General features: G+C 73.8%; 16 protein-coding genes. 4 read left to right on the top strand and 12 right to left on the bottom strand.

The features are described 5' to 3' along the window. Positions 1-23: 23 nt before the first annotated feature. On the bottom strand, positions 24-740 hold the full coding sequence (locus tag WJM95_RS27300) for a class I SAM-dependent methyltransferase (protein ID WP_339132448.1): 717 nt from the start codon (positions 738-740) through the stop codon (positions 24-26). A gap of 5 nt (positions 741-745) precedes the next feature. After that, a complete protein-coding gene (locus WJM95_RS27295) occupies positions 746-1051 on the bottom strand; it encodes a 4a-hydroxytetrahydrobiopterin dehydratase (RefSeq protein ID WP_339132447.1) in 306 nt (101 codons plus the stop codon). 544 nt (positions 1052-1595) lie between these two features. Here WJM95_RS27295 and WJM95_RS27290 point away from each other — a divergent pair. Together WJM95_RS27290 and WJM95_RS27285 are read left to right on the top strand one after the other, a co-directional pair. Further along, entirely contained in the window at positions 1596-2435 is an 840-nt protein-coding gene (locus tag WJM95_RS27290) for a helix-turn-helix transcriptional regulator (protein ID WP_339132446.1), read from the top strand. 58 nt (positions 2436-2493) lie between these two features. Further along, complete coding sequence (locus tag WJM95_RS27285; RefSeq protein WP_339132445.1) at positions 2494-3357, top strand: helix-turn-helix transcriptional regulator; 864 nt, start codon at positions 2494-2496, stop codon at positions 3355-3357. An 18-nt stretch (positions 3358-3375) separates the two neighbouring features. Here WJM95_RS27285 and dnaK read toward each other — a convergent pair whose 3' ends face one another. The 6 genes from dnaK to WJM95_RS27255 all read right to left on the bottom strand — a co-directional run bounded on the left by dnaK (position 3376) and on the right by WJM95_RS27255 (position 11884). Further along, the gene (dnaK, locus tag WJM95_RS27280; RefSeq protein WP_339132444.1) at positions 3376-5274 is read right to left on the bottom strand and encodes a molecular chaperone DnaK; all 1899 of its coding nucleotides are present in this window, start codon (positions 5272-5274) and stop codon (positions 3376-3378) included. A gap of 143 nt (positions 5275-5417) precedes the next feature. Next, entirely contained in the window at positions 5418-5843 is a 426-nt protein-coding gene (locus tag WJM95_RS27275) for an OsmC family protein (RefSeq protein WP_261705012.1), read from the bottom strand. Positions 5844-5997: 154 nt separating this feature from the next. Further along, a complete protein-coding gene (locus WJM95_RS27270) occupies positions 5998-7803 on the bottom strand; it encodes a hypothetical protein (protein WP_339132443.1) in 1806 nt (601 codons plus the stop codon). After that, the gene (locus WJM95_RS27265; protein ID WP_339132442.1) at positions 7800-8861 is read right to left on the bottom strand and encodes a MoxR family ATPase; all 1062 of its coding nucleotides are present in this window, start codon (positions 8859-8861) and stop codon (positions 7800-7802) included. Before WJM95_RS27265 ends, WJM95_RS27270 begins: the two co-directional genes overlap by 4 nt. A gap of 303 nt (positions 8862-9164) precedes the next feature. After that, positions 9165-11303: a phage holin family protein gene (locus WJM95_RS27260; protein WP_339132441.1), complete on the bottom strand. Its 2139-nt coding sequence runs from the start codon at positions 11301-11303 to the stop codon at positions 9165-9167. A 194-nt stretch (positions 11304-11497) separates the two neighbouring features. Then, complete coding sequence (locus tag WJM95_RS27255; protein ID WP_339135880.1) at positions 11498-11884, bottom strand: hypothetical protein; 387 nt, start codon at positions 11882-11884, stop codon at positions 11498-11500. Between the two features lie 177 nt (positions 11885-12061). Between WJM95_RS27255 and WJM95_RS27250 the strand changes: the two genes are divergently transcribed. Then, complete coding sequence (locus WJM95_RS27250) at positions 12062-12835, top strand: MBL fold metallo-hydrolase (RefSeq protein ID WP_339132440.1); 774 nt, start codon at positions 12062-12064, stop codon at positions 12833-12835. A gap of 41 nt (positions 12836-12876) precedes the next feature. Next, positions 12877-13500, top strand: coding sequence for a VTT domain-containing protein (locus tag WJM95_RS27245; protein ID WP_339135878.1), 624 nt, complete (start codon positions 12877-12879; stop codon positions 13498-13500). A 182-nt stretch (positions 13501-13682) separates the two neighbouring features. On the opposite strand, the gene WJM95_RS27240 is transcribed toward WJM95_RS27245, so the two are convergent. The 4 genes from WJM95_RS27240 to WJM95_RS27225 form a co-directional block, all read right to left on the bottom strand. Beyond that, positions 13683-14831, bottom strand: a complete 1149-nt coding sequence (locus WJM95_RS27240) for an MBL fold metallo-hydrolase (protein ID WP_339132439.1) — start codon at positions 14829-14831, stop codon at positions 13683-13685. Continuing rightward, positions 14828-16075, bottom strand: coding sequence for an aminotransferase class I/II-fold pyridoxal phosphate-dependent enzyme (locus WJM95_RS27235; RefSeq protein ID WP_339132438.1), 1248 nt, complete (start codon positions 16073-16075; stop codon positions 14828-14830). Before WJM95_RS27235 ends, WJM95_RS27240 begins: the two co-directional genes overlap by 4 nt. Before the next feature lie 200 nt (positions 16076-16275). After that, positions 16276-17367: a hypothetical protein gene (locus tag WJM95_RS27230; protein WP_339132437.1), complete on the bottom strand. Its 1092-nt coding sequence runs from the start codon at positions 17365-17367 to the stop codon at positions 16276-16278. Positions 17368-17851: 484 nt separating this feature from the next. Then, a complete protein-coding gene (locus tag WJM95_RS27225) occupies positions 17852-18646 on the bottom strand; it encodes an RNA polymerase sigma factor SigF (protein WP_339132436.1) in 795 nt (264 codons plus the stop codon). Positions 18647-18784: the final 138 nt, after the last annotated feature.

The following is an 18784-nucleotide window of genomic DNA, read 5'->3' as shown; positions in this document are numbered from 1 at the left end:
GGTACGGACCGGGTCGCGCACGTTCACCGCCTGCGGAAGGCCCGCAGGGTGAAGTCCGGTTCGCGGCGCGGGACATCGGGGCCCGGCAGGGTCTCGACCCGCTCGGCCAGCCGGGGTCCGCCGGCCGCGTAGAGGCGGCCGCCGCGGATGTACTGGGCCACGCGACGCGGGGTACGGCCCTGGCCGTGGCCGCGGAAGAGGGCCGTACCGCTCGGGTCCAGGCCGTGCTCGGCGGCGTACGCCGAGACGCGTTCGGCCCCGTCCTCGGCGTGTGCGGCACGACAGTGGGCCGTCAACTCGTCGATGTCGCTGCCGACATGACGAGCGGCGTCCTTGTCGACGGTGGTGACGAACACACCGCCCGGGCGCAGGACGCGTGCGGCTTCGGCGACGACGGGGCGCGCGTCGTCCAGCAGGTGAAGCAGCCAGACGGCGCACACGGCGTCGAACGAGCCCGCGGGGAAGGGGAGTCGACGGGCGTCGGCGCGCACGACGGCCCCCGGCAGGCGCTCCGCCGCCCGCAGGGTCATGCCCCGGGCCGCGTCCGCTCCCGTCACCCTGAGCCCCGGGCGCGCGGCGGCGAGCCTGCTCGTCACGATGCCGGTGCCGCAGGCCACATCGAGCAGGTCCCGGGCGTCCTCGGGGACCAGGGCGAGCAGGGCGGCGGCAGCGGAGGCGGCCCGTGGCTCGCCGCCCCGGGTCGCGTCGTACCGGTCCGCCTCCTTGTCGTAGTCCAGCACGGCGGTCAGCTCGCCCCGTGCGCCGGCGCGAGTTCCTCCACCCTGCGGGCGAGGTCGAAGTCGAGCGCGGTGACGGCGCCGCCGACACTGTGGGTGTTCACGGCGAGGGAGACCGTGTTGTAGCCGAGGGTGAGGTCGGAGTGGTGGTCGAGCTCCTCCTGCACCTGGGCGATGTGCACGACCAACGCGGTCGCCGCGAAGTGCGAGCCGAGCCGGTAGCTACGGGTGAGGCGGTCGGCGTCCACCGACCAGCCGGGCAGCTGCGCCAGCCGCTCCTCGATCTGCTCGGGCTCCAGCGCTACGACGGCCATGGACGTGATCCCTTCGTACGGCGGGTGAGGCTGCGGGGCCGCGGCCCGGGCCGGGGGACGCCCGGTGCCGGACCTCCGGCGAAGGGCGACCGGAGCAGCCCTTCGCCCAGCGTGCCACAGTCGGCATCCCCCGGCCCGGGACATTGGGCGAGGCGGCTGACCTGCGAGGGCCGGACGGGTGCGCTGCCCTGTGCGGGGTGGCTGCGGGCCGCTCGCCGGGCGCCCTTCGCCGTCGGCGGCCCGAAGGAGCCGTACGCCGTCATCGGGGTCCTCGGTGGGAGGGCGGCGGAGCCGGTGAGCCGGCACGCGCTGTCTGCGGACTCGGTGCGCCGGAGGCGTAGCCGGAGGCGTAGGCGTAGGCGTAGGCGGAGCCGGTCGGCCATGGCACGGGCTCGGGGATCTCGCCGCGCCGGAGGGGACCCGGCGGAGCCGTTGAGCCCGAGGGGCTCGGGTGCCGCGTTCCGACGCTCCGGGGCCGCCGCCCTGCCGCAAGGGGCGCGATCGTCGTGCGGTCACCGGCCGGCTCCTCGGCTACGGTCGTCGCATGAGCATCGACCCGCCCGGTCCCGTCGCCGCCCCAAGTGCCCGTGCCGAAGCCGGTGTCGGTCCGCTGCTGCGCGCCTGGCGGGAGCGGCGGAGGGTGAGCCAGCTCGAACTGGCGCTGCGTGCGGACTCCTCGGCCCGGCACATCAGCTTCGTCGAGACGGGACGCTCCCGCCCGAGCGAGGAGATGGTGCTGCGGCTCGCCGAGCACCTCGACGTACCGGTACGGGAGCGCAACGCGCTGCTGCTCGCGGCCGGTTACGCCCCTCACTACGCGGAGACCCCGTTCGACTCCCCGTCGATGGACGCGCTGCGCGAGGGCGTGGAGCGGCTGATCCAGGGCTACGAGCCGTATCCGGCGCTGGTGGTGAACGCCACGTACGACGTCGTCGCCGCGAACCGCGGCATCGCCATGCTGCTGGACGGTGTCCCCGACCGGCTCCTCGCGCAACCGCTGAACGCGATGCGGCTGACCCTGCATCCGGAGGGTCTGGCCCCGCGCATCCGCAATCTGCGGGCCTGGCGCGGCCATCTGCTCGCCCAGATGGACCGGCAGATCGCGCTGAGCCGTTCGGAGCCGCTGCGCGCGCTGTACGAGGAGGTGGCGGCGTATCCGGTCCCGGAGCGGGACGCGGCGGGTGAGGAACACGAACCGGGCGCCCCCGTCCCCCACTTCGCGCTCCCTCTTCGCATCGAACACGACGGCCGGGTGCTTTCGTTCGTCTCGTCCATCTCGACGTTCAACACCCCGATGGACGTGACCGTCGCCGAGCTGGCCATCGAGACGTTCCTCCCGGCCGACCCGGCCACGGGAAAGTATCTTCACTCGCTGTCTTCGTGAGGGCTCGGCTCGAACATGGCACACTGCACGCATACTTCGGCGCGTGGGGAGGCGTGGCGTGAGTGAGCGGCGGCCGGCACCCACGGTGGGGCAGGTGGTCCTGGGCCGACGGCTCCAGGAGCTTCGGGAGGCCGCGGGCCTGAAGCGGGAGGAGGCGGCGCGTGTCCTGCGGGTCGCGCCGGCGACCGTGCGGCGGATGGAGACGGCCGAGGTCGCTCTCAAGATCCCTTACGTACAGGTCCTGTTGACGACGTACGGTGTCGACGACGCCGAGGCCGAGACGTTCGTGGCGCTCGCCGAGGAGGCGAACGAACCGGGCTGGTGGCAGCGGTACCACGACGTGCTGCCCGACTGGTTCAGCATGCACGTCAGCCTGGAGGGCGCGGCCCGGCTGATCCGCAGCTACGAACCGCACTTCGTGCCGGGGCTGTTGCAGACCGAGGAGTACGCGCGGGCCGTGCTGGAGGCCGGGACGGTCGGGCAGACCGGGGCCGGCGCCATCGACCGTCATGTGGCGCTGCGGATGAAACGGCAGGCGCTGCTCACCCGCGAGAACCCTCCCCACCTCTGGGTGATCATGGACGAGACGGCCCTGCTGCGTCCGGTGAGCAGCCGGGGCGAGGTGATGCGCGAGCAGATGGACCGGCTCCTGGAGTGGGTCGAGCTCGATCACGTCACGCTTCAGGTGGCCGAGTTCGCGTCAGGCCCGCACCCGGGGACGTACACCTCCTTCACGCTGTTCCGCTTCGCCGAGCGGGAGCTGCCGGACATCGTCTACAGCGAGTACGTGACCGGCGCCCTCTATCTCGACGCGCGCGAGGAGGTGGCCCTGCATCTGGAGGTGCTGGACCACATGTCGGCCCACGCCGCCTCCGCGGAGCGCACCAAGGAGATCCTCCGGGAGTTCCGCGAGCGCTACTGAACGGATCCCCGGCGCCCGCTAGGGCCTGTCCCCGCCGGGCCCTTGCGCGCCCCCTTCGTGTTCGTCGTCCACGATCTCCGCGTCGACCACGACGTCCTCCTCACCGGGGACCGGCCCGTCCGCCCGCTCCGTGGGCGGTCCGTCCTGCGGGGCCGACTGCTGCTGGGCTCGGGCGTACATGGCCTGGCCCATCTGCTGGCTGACCGTGGCCAGTTTCTCGATGGCGCCGCGCAGGGCGGCGGTGTCGGTGGAGGAGTCCTCCAGGAGCTGTTTCAGCTCGCCGGCCGCCGAGGCGACGGCGTCCTTCGTGTCGGCGGGGATGCGCTCGTCGTTGTCGCGGACGAACTTCTCGGTCTGGTAGACGAGTTGTTCGCCCTGGTTGCGGGTCTCGGCCGCCTCCCGGTTGCGCCGGTCCTCCTCGGCGTACTGCTCGGCCTCGCGCACCAGGCGGTCGATGTCGTTCTTGGGCAGCGCGGAACCGCCGGTCACGGTCATCTTCTGCTCGCGCCCCGTGGCCAGGTCCTTCGCCGAGACATGGGTGATCCCGTTGGCGTCGATGTCGAACGCGACCTCGATCTGCGGGACCCCGCGCGGAGCGGGCGGCAGTCCGGTGAGGTCGAAGACCCCGAGCTTCTTGTTGTACGCGGCGATCTCGCGCTCGCCCTGGTAGACCTGGATGCCGACCGAGGGCTGGTTGTCGGCGGCGGTCGTGAAGATCTCCGAACGCCGGGTGGGAATCGTGGTGTTGCGCTCGATGAGGGTGGTCATGATGCCGCCCTTGGTCTCGATGCCGAGGGACAGCGGGGTGACGTCGAGGAGCAGGACGTCCTTCACGTCCCCGCGGATCACACCGGCCTGGAGTCCGGCGCCGAGGGCCACGACCTCGTCGGGGTTGACGCCCTTGTGCGGTTCCTTGCCGGTGAGTTCCTTCACCAGCGCGGTGACGGCGGGCATCCGGGTGGATCCGCCGACCAGGACGACGTGGTCGACGGCCGACAGCTTCACACCGGCGTCCTTGACGGCCTGGTGGAAGGGCGTCTTGCAGCGGTCGAGCAGGTCGGCCGTCAGTTCCTGGAACTGGGCGCGTGTCAGCTTCTCGTCGAGGTGCAGGGGGCCCTGGGCGGTGGCGGTGATGTAGGGCAGGTTGACGGTGGTCTCGGTGGACGAGGACAGCTCGATCTTGGCCTTCTCGGCACCCTCGCGCAGCCGTTGCAGCGCCATCTTGTCGTGTCCGAGGTCGATGCCCTGCGCGGCCTTGAAGCGCTGGGCGAGGTGCTCGACGATCCGCTGGTCCCAGTCGTCCCCGCCGAGCCGGGTGTCTCCGTTGGTCGCCTTGACCTCGATGACCCCGTCGCCGATCTCCAGGAGCGAGACGTCGAACGTGCCGCCGCCGAGGTCGAACACGAGGACGGTCTGCTCCTCCCCTCGGTCCAGTCCGTACGCCAGGGCCGCGGCGGTGGGCTCGTTGATGATCCGTAAGACCTTCAGGCCCGCGATCTCGCCCGCCTCCTTGGTGGCCTGGCGCTGCGCGTCGTCGAAGTAGGCGGGCACGGTGATCACGGCGTCCGTGACGTCCTGGCCGAGGTAGGCCTCGGCGTCCCGCTTCAGCTTCTGGAGCACCCGCGCGGACAGTTCCTGGGCGCGGTAGCGGGTACCGTCGACGCTGCCCTTCTCGGGAAAGCGCCAGTTCACGTCGCCCATGTACCGTTTCACGGACCGCGCGGTGCGCTCCACGTTCGTCACGGCCTGCCGTTTGGCGACCTCGCCGACCAGCACCTCGCCGTTCTTGGCGAAGGCCACCACCGAGGGCGTGGTGCGTGCTCCCTCGGCATTGGCGACCACCGTCGCCTCACCGCCCTCCAGGACGGCCACCACCGAGTTCGTCGTTCCGAGATCGATCCCGACCGCACGTCCCATGTCAGTCCCCTTCCGCCCCGGCTCTGCCCGCCCTCAAGCACAAAACCTGTGTTGTCGCTTGTCAATGGCGCGGACGGCCCGACGGCCCCGGACACGCCGGTGCCGCGCCCCGGCGGACGGGACGCGGCACCGGTGTACGTGCGTCAGGCGAGCTTCGCCGACAGGGTGATCGTCGTACCGGTCAGGGCCTGGCTGACCGGGCAGTTCTTCTTGGCGTCCTCGGCCGCCGCGACGAAGCCGTCGTTGTCGAGGCCCGGCACCGTGCCCTCGACCGTGAGGTGGATGCCGGTGATGCCCTCGCCGGGCTGGAAGGTGACGTCGGCGTTGGTGAGGAGCTTGGTGGGAGGCGTCCCGGCACCCGCGAGGGCGTGCGACAGCGCCATGGAGAAGCAGCTGGAGTGGGCGGCCGCGATCAGTTCCTCGGGGCTGGTCTTGCCGTTGGCGTCCTGGGCCCGCGACGCCCACGTCACCGGCTGCTGGCCGATGCCGGAGGAGTCGAAGGTGACGACGCCGTTGCCCTCGAGCAGGTTGCCTTCCCACACGGTGTGTGCGGTGCGCGTGGTTGCCACGATGATTCCTTTCGGGAGTGGTCCCGTTGCCGGGGTCCGTGCCTCCCATCCGATCACACCCGGGCCCGGTGCACCCCACGGTTGGGGCGGCGACCTGCCGGAGCGTGTCCGGGATTTCGTCGGCGGGGGACGGCGGGCGCGTCGCGGTGGGCGCTCAGGTCACGCGGAAGACCGGTCCGCGCGCGGTGAACTGCAATCGCGCGCCGTGCGGCACCAGATACGCGTGCTCGCGCCGCACCCGCAGCACGTCGCAGTAGCCGTCCGTGATCACCAGGACGGGTGCTCCCGGCGGAAAGTCGTCGGCGCGGTGCAGCAGGTCGACGCCCGGCTGCAGGACGGTGCCGCCGCGCCCGTGCACCCGTACGCGGCCGGCGATCTCCGTGACCGGCAGATAGCCGGCGTCGTGCGGGGCCGCGTCGCAGAACACGACCCGGGCCGCCGGGACGTCGCGGGCCTCGGCGTAGGAGGCGATGGCGCCCAGTGCCTTGCCGAGCAGGACGCGGTCCATGGAGGCGGAGGTGTCGAGCACGACGCCGAAGGTGCAGCGGGCGATCTCCTCGGGCGGGAACCAGCGGCCCGCGCGTGGGATGTCCGGGGTGGCGGCCTGCCGACGGGAGGGCCGGGCGAAGGACCGCAGCGGCTCGGGCCGGGGCACGAACTCGTCGAACCAGCGGGCGAGTCGGGCGTCCCAGGGCAGCGGCGGGTGGCTGAGCGCGCGGATCTCCTCCACCAGTCCCCCCGGCAGGAAGCCGCGTTCCTGCCGCTGGTGAAGGTCCAGTCCCTGGGCCAGGCCGCGCCGGTAGAACTCGTCGAGGTCGACGTAGTCGCGCGGCGGGCCGAGGGGTCCGCCGAGGATGTCGCCCGTTCCCTTGCCGCGCAGCGTGGACAGGCGCCGCATCCGGCGCAGATCGCCGGCGATCCGGTCGTAGACCTCCTCGGCGGACAGGTCCTTCAGCCCCGGGTCGTGCAGCAGCCCCTCGGGCATCGTGCCGACCTGCATCTCGCACAGCCAGCCGTTGATCACGTAGTCGGCGGCGACGTTGAAGAGGTACGGGTCCCGGGCGCCACGGCGGTCACCGTGGCGCAGGGCGGCGTGCAGCATCTCGTGGGCGAGGACGAACCGCCATTCCTCGTCGCTGAACCGGCACAGCGGGTTGATGTAGATCTCGGCCGCCTCGGTGTCCACGGCGGCGACGGAGATGCCGTGGGCGCGGGCGAGTTCGGCGTCGGCGACGAGGGTGATGCCCGCGGCGAGGCCGCCGAGCAGCGGGTAGGAGGAGACGAACCAGCTCAGCGCCCGTTCCCAGGGCCGGAGCGGGACGGGCCCCTCGCCCATGGAGGCGCGCCGGCCGCCGGCCACGTCCATCGCGGCGGACATCGTGCGGGTGAGCGCGTGCGCGAAAGCCACCTGCCAGTCGGCCGGAACCGCTCCGCGCCAGGTGTTCCAGGGCACGAGCACCTGGTCCGGGGCTCCGCCCGCCGTACCGCAGTGTTCGTACCGGGCGGGGATGCCGTCGCGGCGCCAGGCGGCGGCGAGCCGTTCCTCGTCCCCGTCGGGGTAGGAGTCCGGGAGGTCCTCGGGGGTCAGCCGTGCCGAGAAGCCGCGCAGGAAGCGGTTCACCACCACGCAGCGGGCGGCGAGGTCGAAGCGGTCGGGCTGCTCGCGCTCGGCCGTCGCGGCCGGGAGGTGACCGAAGCCCAGGTGGATGACGGCGTGCGCCACGGCCCAGGCCCAGGTCACGGGGTCGGCGCGCCGGGCCGGATTGACGTGCACGATCCCGTTGGAGCTGACGACCACGAGCCCGTCCCTGGGGACTCTGTCGCACTGCTCCTCCCGGCAGATGCGGAAGTCCACCGCGTCCAGCGCCGGGTTGGCCCGTACCAGCCGCATCCCCTCGGCGAACGCCTCGGCGGCGGGGTCGGGCTTGGTCGTGGCCCCGGCCTTGCGGGAACGGCTCACCGCCGCGCCTCCACGAGACGCGGCATGTCCCGGGCGGCCTCCACCAGGAACCAGGCGGGCAGGACCGGATTGCCGTCGGCGTCCGAGGCGATGACGGTCTGGGCGACCTCGACGGATATCTCCGCGAGCTGGATGAGCAGGGACTTGGCCCGGTACGCGGTCTGGCGGGCGCTCGCCGGGATGTGGTCCCGGCCGGCCGGGAGTTCCTTGATCAGACGGCCGCGGAAGGACTCCGCGAGGTAGTACAGGAGATCGCGGTCCTCCGTGCGGTGGGGCCAGCGGGCGTCGCCCCTGAGGACGGCCTCGATGCCGAAGCGGCTGCGCACGATCTTGACGTAGCCGCAGAACGCGACGGCGTGAGCGGGCGTCAGCGTGCCGTGGGCGATCACCTTCAGGGTCCGCTCGTCGACCGCGTCGCCGAAGGAGCGCAGCGCGTCGGAGAGCATGTGCCAGGAGCGGGGGGTGGAGAAGGGCTCCTCGGTCTTCGGCGGCTTGGACCACAGGTGGTCGGGGCGGTCGGTGAGGTGGTCGAGCACCCAGGGGTGGATGTCGTTGGCGGCGGCCCAGACGAGCCAGTCCTTGGGCGAGGCCTCCAGATGGACGTGGGTGAGGCGGTTGACCAGGGCCGAGGCGATGGGGCGGGCCAGCGCGTTGTCCGTCGAGCGGTTGCCCGCGCCGATCACGATCGAGCCGGCCGGCAGCTCGTAGTCACCGATGCGGCGGTCCAGGATCAGCGAGTAGAAGGCCTTCTGCACATCGGGGGTCGCCGCGTTCAGCTCGTCGAGGAAGAGGCAGTACGGCTCGTCGCGGGCGATGGCCCGCGGCGGGCAGAAGACGGAACGCCCGTCGCGGATCTGCGGCACGCCGATCAGGTCCTCGGGCGCCAGCTGCGTACCCAGCAGGCTCACGCACTCCAGCCCGAGCGATTCGGCGAACTCCCTGACCAGGGAGGACTTTCCGATGCCGGGGGCGCCCCAGAGGAAGACCGGCCGCACGACGGCCAGGCCGAGCAGCAGCTCGGGGACGCGGGAGGGAGTGACGGTGACGGCTGCCTGCACAGGCGGGCTCCTCGACGAGGTGCGGGAGGGAAGGGAGAACGGGAGGGATGGGAGATGGGGGTGGTGCGGATGGCACGTGCGCGAGGGCGCGGGGTGCGATGCCCCAGTGTGGGTGCGACGGTCCGTCCCCCGCCTCCCATTTTCCGGCGCGCGCGGCCGCCCGACCGGCCCCAGCGGCGGCGCCGGCCGGCCCGCTCCCACACGCGACCGCCCCGACCGGCCGCTCCCTCGTTCCCGTCCTCCTGGTGGCGTCGCCGCCCGCACAACTCGGCCCCGGCGTCCGGCTCGTGGCGGAGTCCTCGCTCAGGCGGCCTGTTCGTCCGGGGTGGCCGGCAGCGGGACTTGGGGGCCGTCGCACTCGCCCAGCCAGCGCCGCAGCACCTCGTGCACCCGCTCCGCGCCGACGAGCGCGCTGTCAGGGCCGACGAGCGCGCTGTCAGGCCCGACGAGTGCGCTGTCACGGCCGACGGGCTCCGTCTCCGCGCCGGCCGGCGCGGACAACGTCAGCGGGGAGAGGAGGAAGGGGTGCCCCTGGGCTCCGCCGAGGCCGCCGTGCGAGCCGATCTGCTCCTCGAAGGCGAGGACTTCGCCCTCGACGGGGTCGTACCAGGAGTTGACCATGATGTCGGCGGTGTGCGGGAACGTGTGCGTGCGCCGCACCGCGGCGGCGGCGCCGGGCCCGAAGTCGGCCAGGGGACCCGGGTGTTCGTCGTCGAGCCGGTCCAGCGGCACCTCGGCTCCGTGCGCGCCGAGCACGAGCCCTCCGTGCTCCTCGCTGCGGACCAGGAGGAAGCCGACGCCGGGGTGGTTGGCGAGCGTGGACAGCAGCGCCGGATGACGCCGGTCGATCTCCTCCCGGCTCATCCGGTGCGCGACGTCGGGGAAGGAGACGAGACCGAGGTTGCCGGAGGCCAGGACCAGGGGTTCGGAGCGGTGGTGCTCGGGGCCGTACCGCTCCCCGCGCGCCTCGACCGGTCTGCGCAGGGCGGCACGGACGGCGGTACGGGCCTCGGCACCGCTGTGGGTGCGGCGGACCTTGCGGGGCACGGGGAGCCCGCAGCCGGCCCGGACCAGATGGCCGAGGCTGAGGCCGTACCTGGTCAGGAAGGTCTCTCCGGGGCTCTGGCCGTGGTCGGAGAGCACGACGACGCGGTACGGCCGGGGGGCGTGCTCGGCGACCTTCTCGATCAGCGCGAGCGACCGGTCCAGCCGCTCCAGGATCCTCTCGGCGTCCCGGCTGCGCGGTCCGGAGTGGTGTGCCACCTCGTCGTAGGCGACCAGGTCCGCGTAGACCGCGTTGCGCCCGGCGAGCATGTCGCCGATGACCGCGGCGACCACGACGTCCCGCTCGACGACGGTGGCGAAGGCACGCACGAACGGGTACAGCCCGCCGCGCCCGACCCGGGGCCGCCGCCGCTGGAGCCGGGCCCGGGTGGACTGGCCCGTCTCCCTGAAGACCTCGGCGACGAACGACATCGCCGTGCGGACGGCGTTGGCCGGGTCGGAGAAGTACGCGAAGTAGCCCGCCCGAGAGCGGTTGTCCCGTCCCCTGCGCGCGGCCACGGACAGCACGAGGGCCAGCTCGTCGGCACCGCCGCCGAAGAGGTTGCCGCGGCTCGCGCCGTCGACCGTGAGCAGGCCTCCGTCACCGGTGTACGCGACGGCCCGCCGCTGGAGTTCGGCCGCGCTGGTCGGCCGGTTGCAGACCATGACCTCCTGGGTGTCCTTCTCGTACCAGCGGAACGCCGGGACGTCGTGGTTGGTGCCGTGCAGGATGCCGAGCTGACTGGCGCCGGTCTGGCTCGACCAGTCGGTTCTCCAGCGGGTGAGCCGGTGGGTGGGGCGGGGCCCGTCGAGCCATCGGGCGGCGGTCGGCATCAGATCCCTGTCGATCGCCTCCCGCAGCACGTCGTGCCCGACGCCGTCGAGCTGGAGGAAGACCACGCCGGGGGTGGAGGGGCCGGGCCGCCCGGCCGCGCGTCTGCGGCGCCGGTCGGCGAGGCGGTAGAGACGGCGGCGGTACGCGTCGTCGTCCCGTACGGCGAGGGCGGCGCCGGTGGCCGAGGCGACGGCCGACATGACGGCGGCCACGACCACGGCGGTCTCGGGCGCCGCGTCACCGTGCCCCGAGGGGTTGAGCCGCAGGGCGATCAGCAGCAGCGAGCCGTTCAGGAAGAAGACGAGCAGGCCGAGCACGAACGCGGGGACGAGCAGCAGGGTCCGCACCAGCAGGGGCCACACCAGCGCCGAGAGGAGACCGAAGACCCCCGCGCCGGCCGCGGCGGTGACGGCGATCCGGGTCGCGCTGTCCCCGCTCGGCGACTGGAGCCTGAAGTCGGGCAGCACACCGGCGAGGACGAGCATCGTGACCGTGGACACGGCCCACACCGTGATGCTGCGTCCCGCCGCGCTGGCGAGGCGCCGCCACCGTCCCTTGTCCACGCCCAGTCCACCTCACGTCCCGGCCCGCCCGGTCCGCGCGGCCTGCTCCCACCCTGTCACAACGGCCGGAGATCCCCAGAAGTCCCCAAAAGCCGCAAGAACTCCCGCGGCGGGTTCCCCGGAAGCCCCTTTGCCGTGGCACGACCAGCGAGAAGGATCGGGCGGGTGATCAGGAGAGGGACCGGGAAAAGGGATCAGCGGCCGTCGTAGCCGGCCGTCGGCATCGACAGACGGCGGTGGACCCTGGCCTTCATCTGGGCGTCGTACGCCGGTTCGGCGGTGCCCACGGTCTCGACGCGCACCCCCCGGCGCGCGCACTCGGCGGTGAACTCCTCGACCGAGGCGAGGGCGCGCTCCAGCACCCGGTGGCTGGGCGCGACGAACAGGTCCACGAGACCGGCCTCGACGTCCGCCCACAGGCTGCGGTGGTCGGGGCGCAGCCCGCGTACGAGGAGTTCCCGGGTGACGACGTGGCCGTGCTCGGCGGCCCAGCGGGCGCACATCGCGTACTGGCTGCGGGAGTCGACGAGAAAGGGGTCCTCGTCGAGCTCCTCCAGAGGGGTCAGGCTCGCGATCGCCATGACGCGGAGCGAGGGCGGGTGCGGCGCGGGGCCGCCGTGCTCGTGCGGGCGTGTGAGGGCGTGCGCGCCGGAGGCACCGCGTGCGTCTCCCATGGTGTCCCCCTCACCTCCTGGTTTCGCCGCAGACCCTACTCCTGCCCGTAGGCTCGGGGGGAGTCGTGCGAAGGAGGCAAAGAGGTGCCGGTGGAGATCACCTGGTGGGGGCACGCCACCTGCACGCTGGAGGACTCCGGGACACGCGTGCTCACCGACCCCCTCTTCGCGCGCCGGCTCGCACACCTGCGGCGCAGGCGCGGGGCGCCGCCTCCTCCGTCGGCGGCGGTCGCCGATGTCGCGCTGGTCTCCCATCTGCACGCCGACCATCTGCATCTCCCCTCGCTGGCGCGACTGGCCCCGGGCACCCGGCTGCTCGTGCCGCGCGGGGCCCCGCGCTCGGTGCGGGGACTGCGCAGGCTCGACCATCTGCGGCTCACGGAGGTCGGTCCCGGTGACCGCACCCGGGTCGGTGACCTGGTCGTCCGCACGGTTCCCGCCCGGCACGACGGGCGCCGGCTGCCGATCGGACCGCACCGCTCCCCCGCCGTCGGGTATGTGATCGAGGGGGAGGCGCGGACGTACTTCGCCGGGGACACGGGGCTGTTCGCGTCGATGGCCGATGAGGTCGGGCCGGTCGACGTGGCACTGCTGCCGGTGGGCGGCTGGGGACCTTGTCTCGGGGAAGGGCATCTGGACGCGGGTCGCGCCGTCGAGGCGCTCGCGGCGCTGCGTCCGCGCAGCGCCGTGCCGGTGCACTACGGCACGTTCTGGCCCATCGGGATGGATGCCGTGCGCCCCCACGAATTCCACGCGCCGGGTGAGGAGTTCGCGCGCCTGGCCGCCGAACGCGCGCCGCGGGTGGCGGTGCATCTGCTGGGGCAGGGCGAGAGCATGCGTCCGGAGGCCGCTCGGTGATCTCCTGGCCCGCCGCCGGGGCGGTGGTTCCCTCGGTCCTTCTGTCCACGACGCCGCCGACCGTCCCGCCGGAGTCCACCCAGCAGGCGATCGGCTATCCGTCGCTGTTCCTTCTGGTGCTGATCGGCGCGCTGGTGCCGGTCGTGCCCACGGGCGCGCTGGTGAGTTCGGCGGCGGTGGTGGCCTTCCACCGGACGCAGACCTCGCCCTTCGCCCTGTTGCTGGTGTTCGTGGTGTCGTCGCTCGCCGCGTTCCTCGGCGACCTGGCGCTGTACTGGCTGGGTCGGCGCGGTATGGGCTCGAAGAACGGGTCGCGCTGGCTGGAGGCGATCCGGGATCGTGCCCCCGAGGACCGGCTCGCCCAGGCACAGGACAAGCTCGCCGACCACGGCATCGCCGTGCTCGTCCTGTCCCGGCTCGTTCCGGCGGGCCGCATTCCGGTGATGCTGGCCTGCCTTCTGGCGAAGATGCCGCTGCGCGTCTTCGCCCGTGGGGACTTCCCGGCCTGCCTGGCGTGGACGGCGACCTACCAGATCATCGGCATCCTCGGCGGCTCGCTCTTCCCCGAGCCCTGGGAGGGCGTGGTCGCGGCGGTGGCCCTGACCGTCGTGATCAGTGTGGCGCCGGGTGCGTGGCGCAGGTTCCGCGCGCGCAGGCCCTCGTAGGAACACGGCCGCCGTCCGTACGAGGGATGGCCGCCGTCCGTCGACGAGCAGGCGCGCGGCGACGCGGCCGCGGTCCGTACGAGGGATGGCCGCCGTCCGTCGACGAGCAGGCGCGCGGCGACACGGCCGCCGTCCGTACGAGGGGACGGTCACCGCCCGCTCCGGCCTGCCCGGCGACTCGGTCACTCCAGCACCCGGGAGCCGCCCACCGCCAGATCCCACAGGTTCTCCCGGGCCAGGCCCGCCCGCTCCCAGGCGGCCCGCACCCGCCGAAGGGGTTCGAGGACGGGTTCGGCGGAGAGCACGAACGTGCCCCAGTGCATCGGCGCCATCCGGCGGGCGCGCAGGTCGAGGACCGCCTGCACGGCCTCCTCCGGGTCGCAGTGCACATCGCTGAGCCACCAGCGGGGGTCGTACGCGCCGATGGGCAGGAGGGCCAGGTCGATCCCGGGGTGGCGCTGCCCGATGCGGGTGAACCAGTGGCCGTATCCGGTGTCGCCCGCGAAGTACACCCGCCGGCCCTCGGGTGCCGTGAGCACCCAACCGCCCCACAGGGAGCGGCAGGTGTCGGTGAGGGTGCGCTTGGACCAGTGGTGGGCGGGGACGAAGTCGAAGCGGACGCCGTCGAGTCGGGCCGCCTCCCACCAGTCGAGCTCGGTGACGCGGCTGAACCGGCGTCGCCTGAACCAGCGTCCGAGGCCGGCCGGCACGAACACCGGTGTGTCGCGCGGGAGTCGGCGCAGTGTCGGCGCGTCCAGATGGTCGTAGTGGTTGTGACTGATGACGACCGCGTCGACGCGCGGCAGTGCGCTCCAGGCCACGCCCACCGGGGTGATCCGGGCCGGGGTCCCCACGATCCGGCGGGACCAGACCGGGTCGGTGAGGACGGTGAGTCCGCCGATCCGGATGACCCAACTCGCGTGCCCCGCCCAGGAGACGGCCACCGTCCCCGTGTCGGCCCGCGGCAGCGGTCCCGGCTCGAAGGGCAGCAGCGGGATCTCGGCGAGCCCTTCGGCGCGCGGCCGCAGGGCACCCTCGCGGGCGAGCCGCGCGAAGGCCCGCAGCCCCGGCAGCGGCGCGGTCAGCCGGTCCACGAAGGAGCGGGGCCAGACGCGCCGTTCGCCGAGGGGGCGGGGCTCGGCGAGCGGGTGGGGGTCGGTGACAGGGTGCGGATCGGTGCGCGGACCCGGGTCGGTGAGAGGGTGCGGATCGGTGGGCGGCGGAGGGGTGAGGACGGCCGGGTGTCCCGTGGCCGGGGCGGCCGGGGGCGCGGGATCACCGGTGGGCTGGGGCGTCGTGCTCGTGGTGGTCGACTCGGACTGCTGCGTCATCGCGGGGGCTCCCGTCGCCGAGCGTCGTCGCGGAGATCGTCGAAGACCGACTCCAACCGGGTCAACGCGCGGTGCACATGCGGCAGTTCCAGTGGCGAGGGAGAGGCGAGCGATTCCTCACGTTCCTCGTCCGTGGAGCCGAGCAGCGGCCCGGTGCCGAGGCGGACCCGGAGCGCGGCGAGGTCGTCGCCGAAGCGGTGTCCGCCCGGTGCGGGCATGCCGAGCCGGGCGGACAGCCAGTCCTCCAGGTCCTGCGCGTCCCCGACGCCGTGCGCGCCGAGGGCGGAGCGGAGCGGTCCGAGGTCGACGTACAGATGCCGGCCCGCCTGCGGGGGGCGTGCGACGGCCCCCGCGGCGCCCACCACGCGGTGGGCGGCCTCGGCCACGCGGGCGTGCAGGCGCACGGCGGCGGTGAGCCGCTCGGTGATCGCGGCGGGCTCCCCGAGGGCGTACGCGGCCGCGGCGGCGACCGGTTCGGCGACGCGCGCTCCCAGCACGGTGAGCACGTCGAGGACCCGTGAACGCAGCGACGCGCCCGCGTCGTTGTCGGGGAAGCGGGCGACGGCGGCGGGCCAGCCCTGCGGCAGGAAGGCGCCCGCGAGATCGGTGATCACGGTGACGTCGCCGGGGAGCATCTCGGCGGGGCTGAGCAGCACGGTGTCCTGCGGCTGGTGCGGGGTGTCGCGCCAGGTCTCGTCGCTGACGATGTGCAGGCCCTCGCCCGCCGCGGCCTCGACGGCCTCGTGCACCACCTCGGGCGGTGCGACGGTGGCGGTCGGGTCGTCGGCGACGGACAGCAGCAGCAGACGCGGGTGCCCGCCCTCCGCACGGACCCTGCGGACGGTCTCCAGGAGGGCGGAGGAGTCGGGGACGCCGCCGCACTCGGCGGGCGTCGCCACATGGAACACGGATCTGCCCAGCAGGCGTGCCTGCGGTGCCCACCAGGCGGCGCACGGGCGGGGCACCAGGATGTCGCCGCCGACCGCTCCGGTCAGGGCCAGCAGCAGCGCGGCGGCTCCGGGGGCGGCCGCCACCCGGTCGGGTGCGGCGCGCAGTCCGCGTCGGGTCCAGTAGCCGCTGGCGGCGTCGAGGAGGACGGGGCCGCCGCCGCAGGGCTCGGCCTCGGGGCGGCCCGCGGCGGCGGCCAGTACCGAGCGGAGCTCCGTCGGCACGGGCAGGCCCTGGTCGGGCAGGGGCGGGCCGTAACGGAGTGGTCCGTGGCTCTCCGGGTCCGTCCGCCGCATACCTGCCTCCGCACCGTGGATGCCGCCGTTCCCTGTTCCGGAGCCGTTCCGCCCGTACGGGTCCGGTGTCCTCGTCCCTTCGTGCAGCTCGCCGGACGCGGCCCGCCCGCCCGCGCCGTGGGCCGCTCAGTGCCGGAGGCACGCCGTCCCCGGCTCGGGTGTACGGCGGTCGCCTCGCCGTCCGTCGTACGGTCCGTCCTCTAGGGCCGCCGCCGGCGCAGCCCGCGCAGGTGGTACGCGGCCACGCCCAACGCCCCGGCGATCAGCACCCCGCCGGTCACGAGGGCCGGCACCGAGTCGGTGAACACCCCGCCCTCGCCGGCCTGTACACCGCGCTGGACGGTGGGCGGACGCTCCCGCCCGCCGGTGCCGGGTCCGGTCCCGTCGCCGGGACCGTGCGTCGTCGTGGCGCCGCGGGCCACGGCGTACGAGGCGGTCCACTGCTTCCCCTGGCCGCCCGGGGGCGCGGGACAGACGCCGCCGACGTTCCACCGTCCGTCGGCGCCCCCGCCGTCGGAGAGCGGCGCGTCGGGTCCCGGCCTGTCCGGGCCCACCGTCCCGGGAACCGTGGTGTCGGGACCGACCGCACCGGGCCCCACGGTGTCGGGAACCGTGTCGGGACCGACCGTGTCCGGGCCCAGGTCGTCGGGGCCCGTCGCATCCGGACCCACCGTGCCGGGACCGACCGTGTCCGGAGTGTCGGGGATGAGGGAGTCGGTGACCCCGGGGTCACCGGCGCCGGGAGCGGGTGCCTGGGCATCGGGCACGGCGTTCTCCGAACCCCCGGTGGCGGGGCTCACCGCGTCCGCCCCGGGGGCGCCGGCCGCCCCGGCTCCGGCCGCCGCACCGGGGTCGGAGTTCTTCGCGTCGGAGGCGTCGGAAGCGCCGGAAGCGTTCGAGGGGCCGGTGCCGGACGTTCCGGGGCTCACCTCGTCGAAGCCGCGCCCCGCGTCGGATCCCTGGCCCGCGGAGTCGGCGGGCTGGTCAGGCCCGCCGGACGAGATGTGGGCGGTGCCGCTGTACGAGGCGGCGCCCGCCGCGCCCGGGCCCGCGCCGTCGACGCGGTGCAGCTGGACCTTCCCCTCCTGGAACCCCTGGGAGCTGGCGTCGATGGAGTTCGGCAGGGTCCCCCCGATCGCGTCGCAGCTGACCGTGACGGTGACGGTGCCGCCGGGTTCGACGGAGCCGGGACTGACCTCCGCGGCCGGATCCGCGACCGCGCCCGACGCGGCGGCGCCCAGAGCGGCGCCGGCCAGGGCGGTGGCGTACAGGACTCGGGCGGTACGGCGCATGAGCGAGGCTCCTTCGGCGGGCTGCGGTCCGAGAGCCACGGCCGTCGTGTCCCTCGAAGCCATCAGAGCCCGCCGCACCCCGGGACGCGAACGGCCGGACACCATTCGCGGGAAACCGGGGGCCCGAGCGGGTGACGTCCCGCGCGGGGCGGCGGCAATCCCACGGTGGGGCGGATGCCGTCACGCGGCGAGGGCAGCCGGCCGCAGCGAGGGGAGCCGTCCGGGGGCGAGGGGAGCCGCCCGGGGCGAGGCGGGAGCCGGACCGCGCCGGAGCGGATGCCGTCATGCGGCTGGGCGCGAGCCGGCCCGGCGGCACCCGGGTGTCCCGGTGGGGCGTCGGGCCGGCCGGTGCCATCCAGTGGGGCCCGTGCCGTCCCGCGCGGGACGGGTGCCGGCCCGCCGACCCGTGGCGCGCCCGCGCGAGGGCGGGCGCCGTCCCCGGCAGCCGCGCCCTACCGCCTCCGTCCCCGCCCGCGAGGCCCTCTCAGGCCGCGTCGCGCATGATCTGTTCGCGCAGGCGGTCGCAGCAGCGGTTGATCAGGCGCGAGACGTGCATCTGGGAGATGCCCAGCTCGTCGGCGATGCGGCTCTGGGTCATGTCGCCGAAGAAGCGCATGTAGAGGATGGCCCGTTCCCTCTCGGGCAGGGCCTGGAGCCGCGGCTTGACGGCCTCGCGGTCGATGACCGTGTCGAGGGCCGGGTCCGGGGAACCGAGGGCGTCGCTGAGGGAGTAGCCGTCCTCGCCGCCCGGCAGTTCGGCGTCGAGGGAGAGCGCGGTGAAGCTCTCCAGTGCCTCCAGGCCCGTCAGGACGTCCTCCTCGCTCATCCGGGCGTGCTCGGCTATCTCCGTGACCGTGGGCCGGCGCCCCGGGATGGTCTGTGACAGGTCCTGCCCGGCGAAACGGACCCGGTTGCGCAGGTCCTGGACCCGGCGCGGCACGTGCAGGGTCCACATGTGGTCACGGAAGTGACGCTTGATCTCCCCGGTGATCGTCGGCACCGCGTAGCTCTCGAAGGCGTTGCCCAGCTCGGGGTCGTAGCGGTCGACGGCCTTGACCAGTCCGAGCGCGGCGACCTGGCGCAGGTCCTCGTAGTTCTCGCCGCGGCTGCGGAAGCGGCCCGCGAGCCGGTCGGCCATCGGCAGCCAGGACTCGACGATCTCCTCCCGGAGAGCGTCGCGCCGTTCGCCCGGAGGAAGCGAGGCGAGCCTGCGGAAGGCCTCCCCGGTGTCCGGTGCGTCGTCGTGCGGATGGTGCGTCGCGCTCGCTCGGGTTCGCATGGTGCGTCGCAACTCCCTTGATGATGCCAGGTGATGGACAGTCATCGTGGGAACGCACTCGTGCTCCGGACGAGTACACCCAGGGCGCGGATGGCCGCTCCCACGGACGTGCCTCCTGTCCGAAGCACTGCAACTGCG

Origin of the sequence: Streptomyces sp. f51 (assembly GCF_037940415.1) — a bacterium.
Taxonomy (GTDB): domain Bacteria; phylum Actinomycetota; class Actinomycetes; order Streptomycetales; family Streptomycetaceae; genus Streptomyces.
Note: the sequence above shows the minus strand (reverse complement) of the source record. Positions and strands in the feature narration are given on the sequence as shown.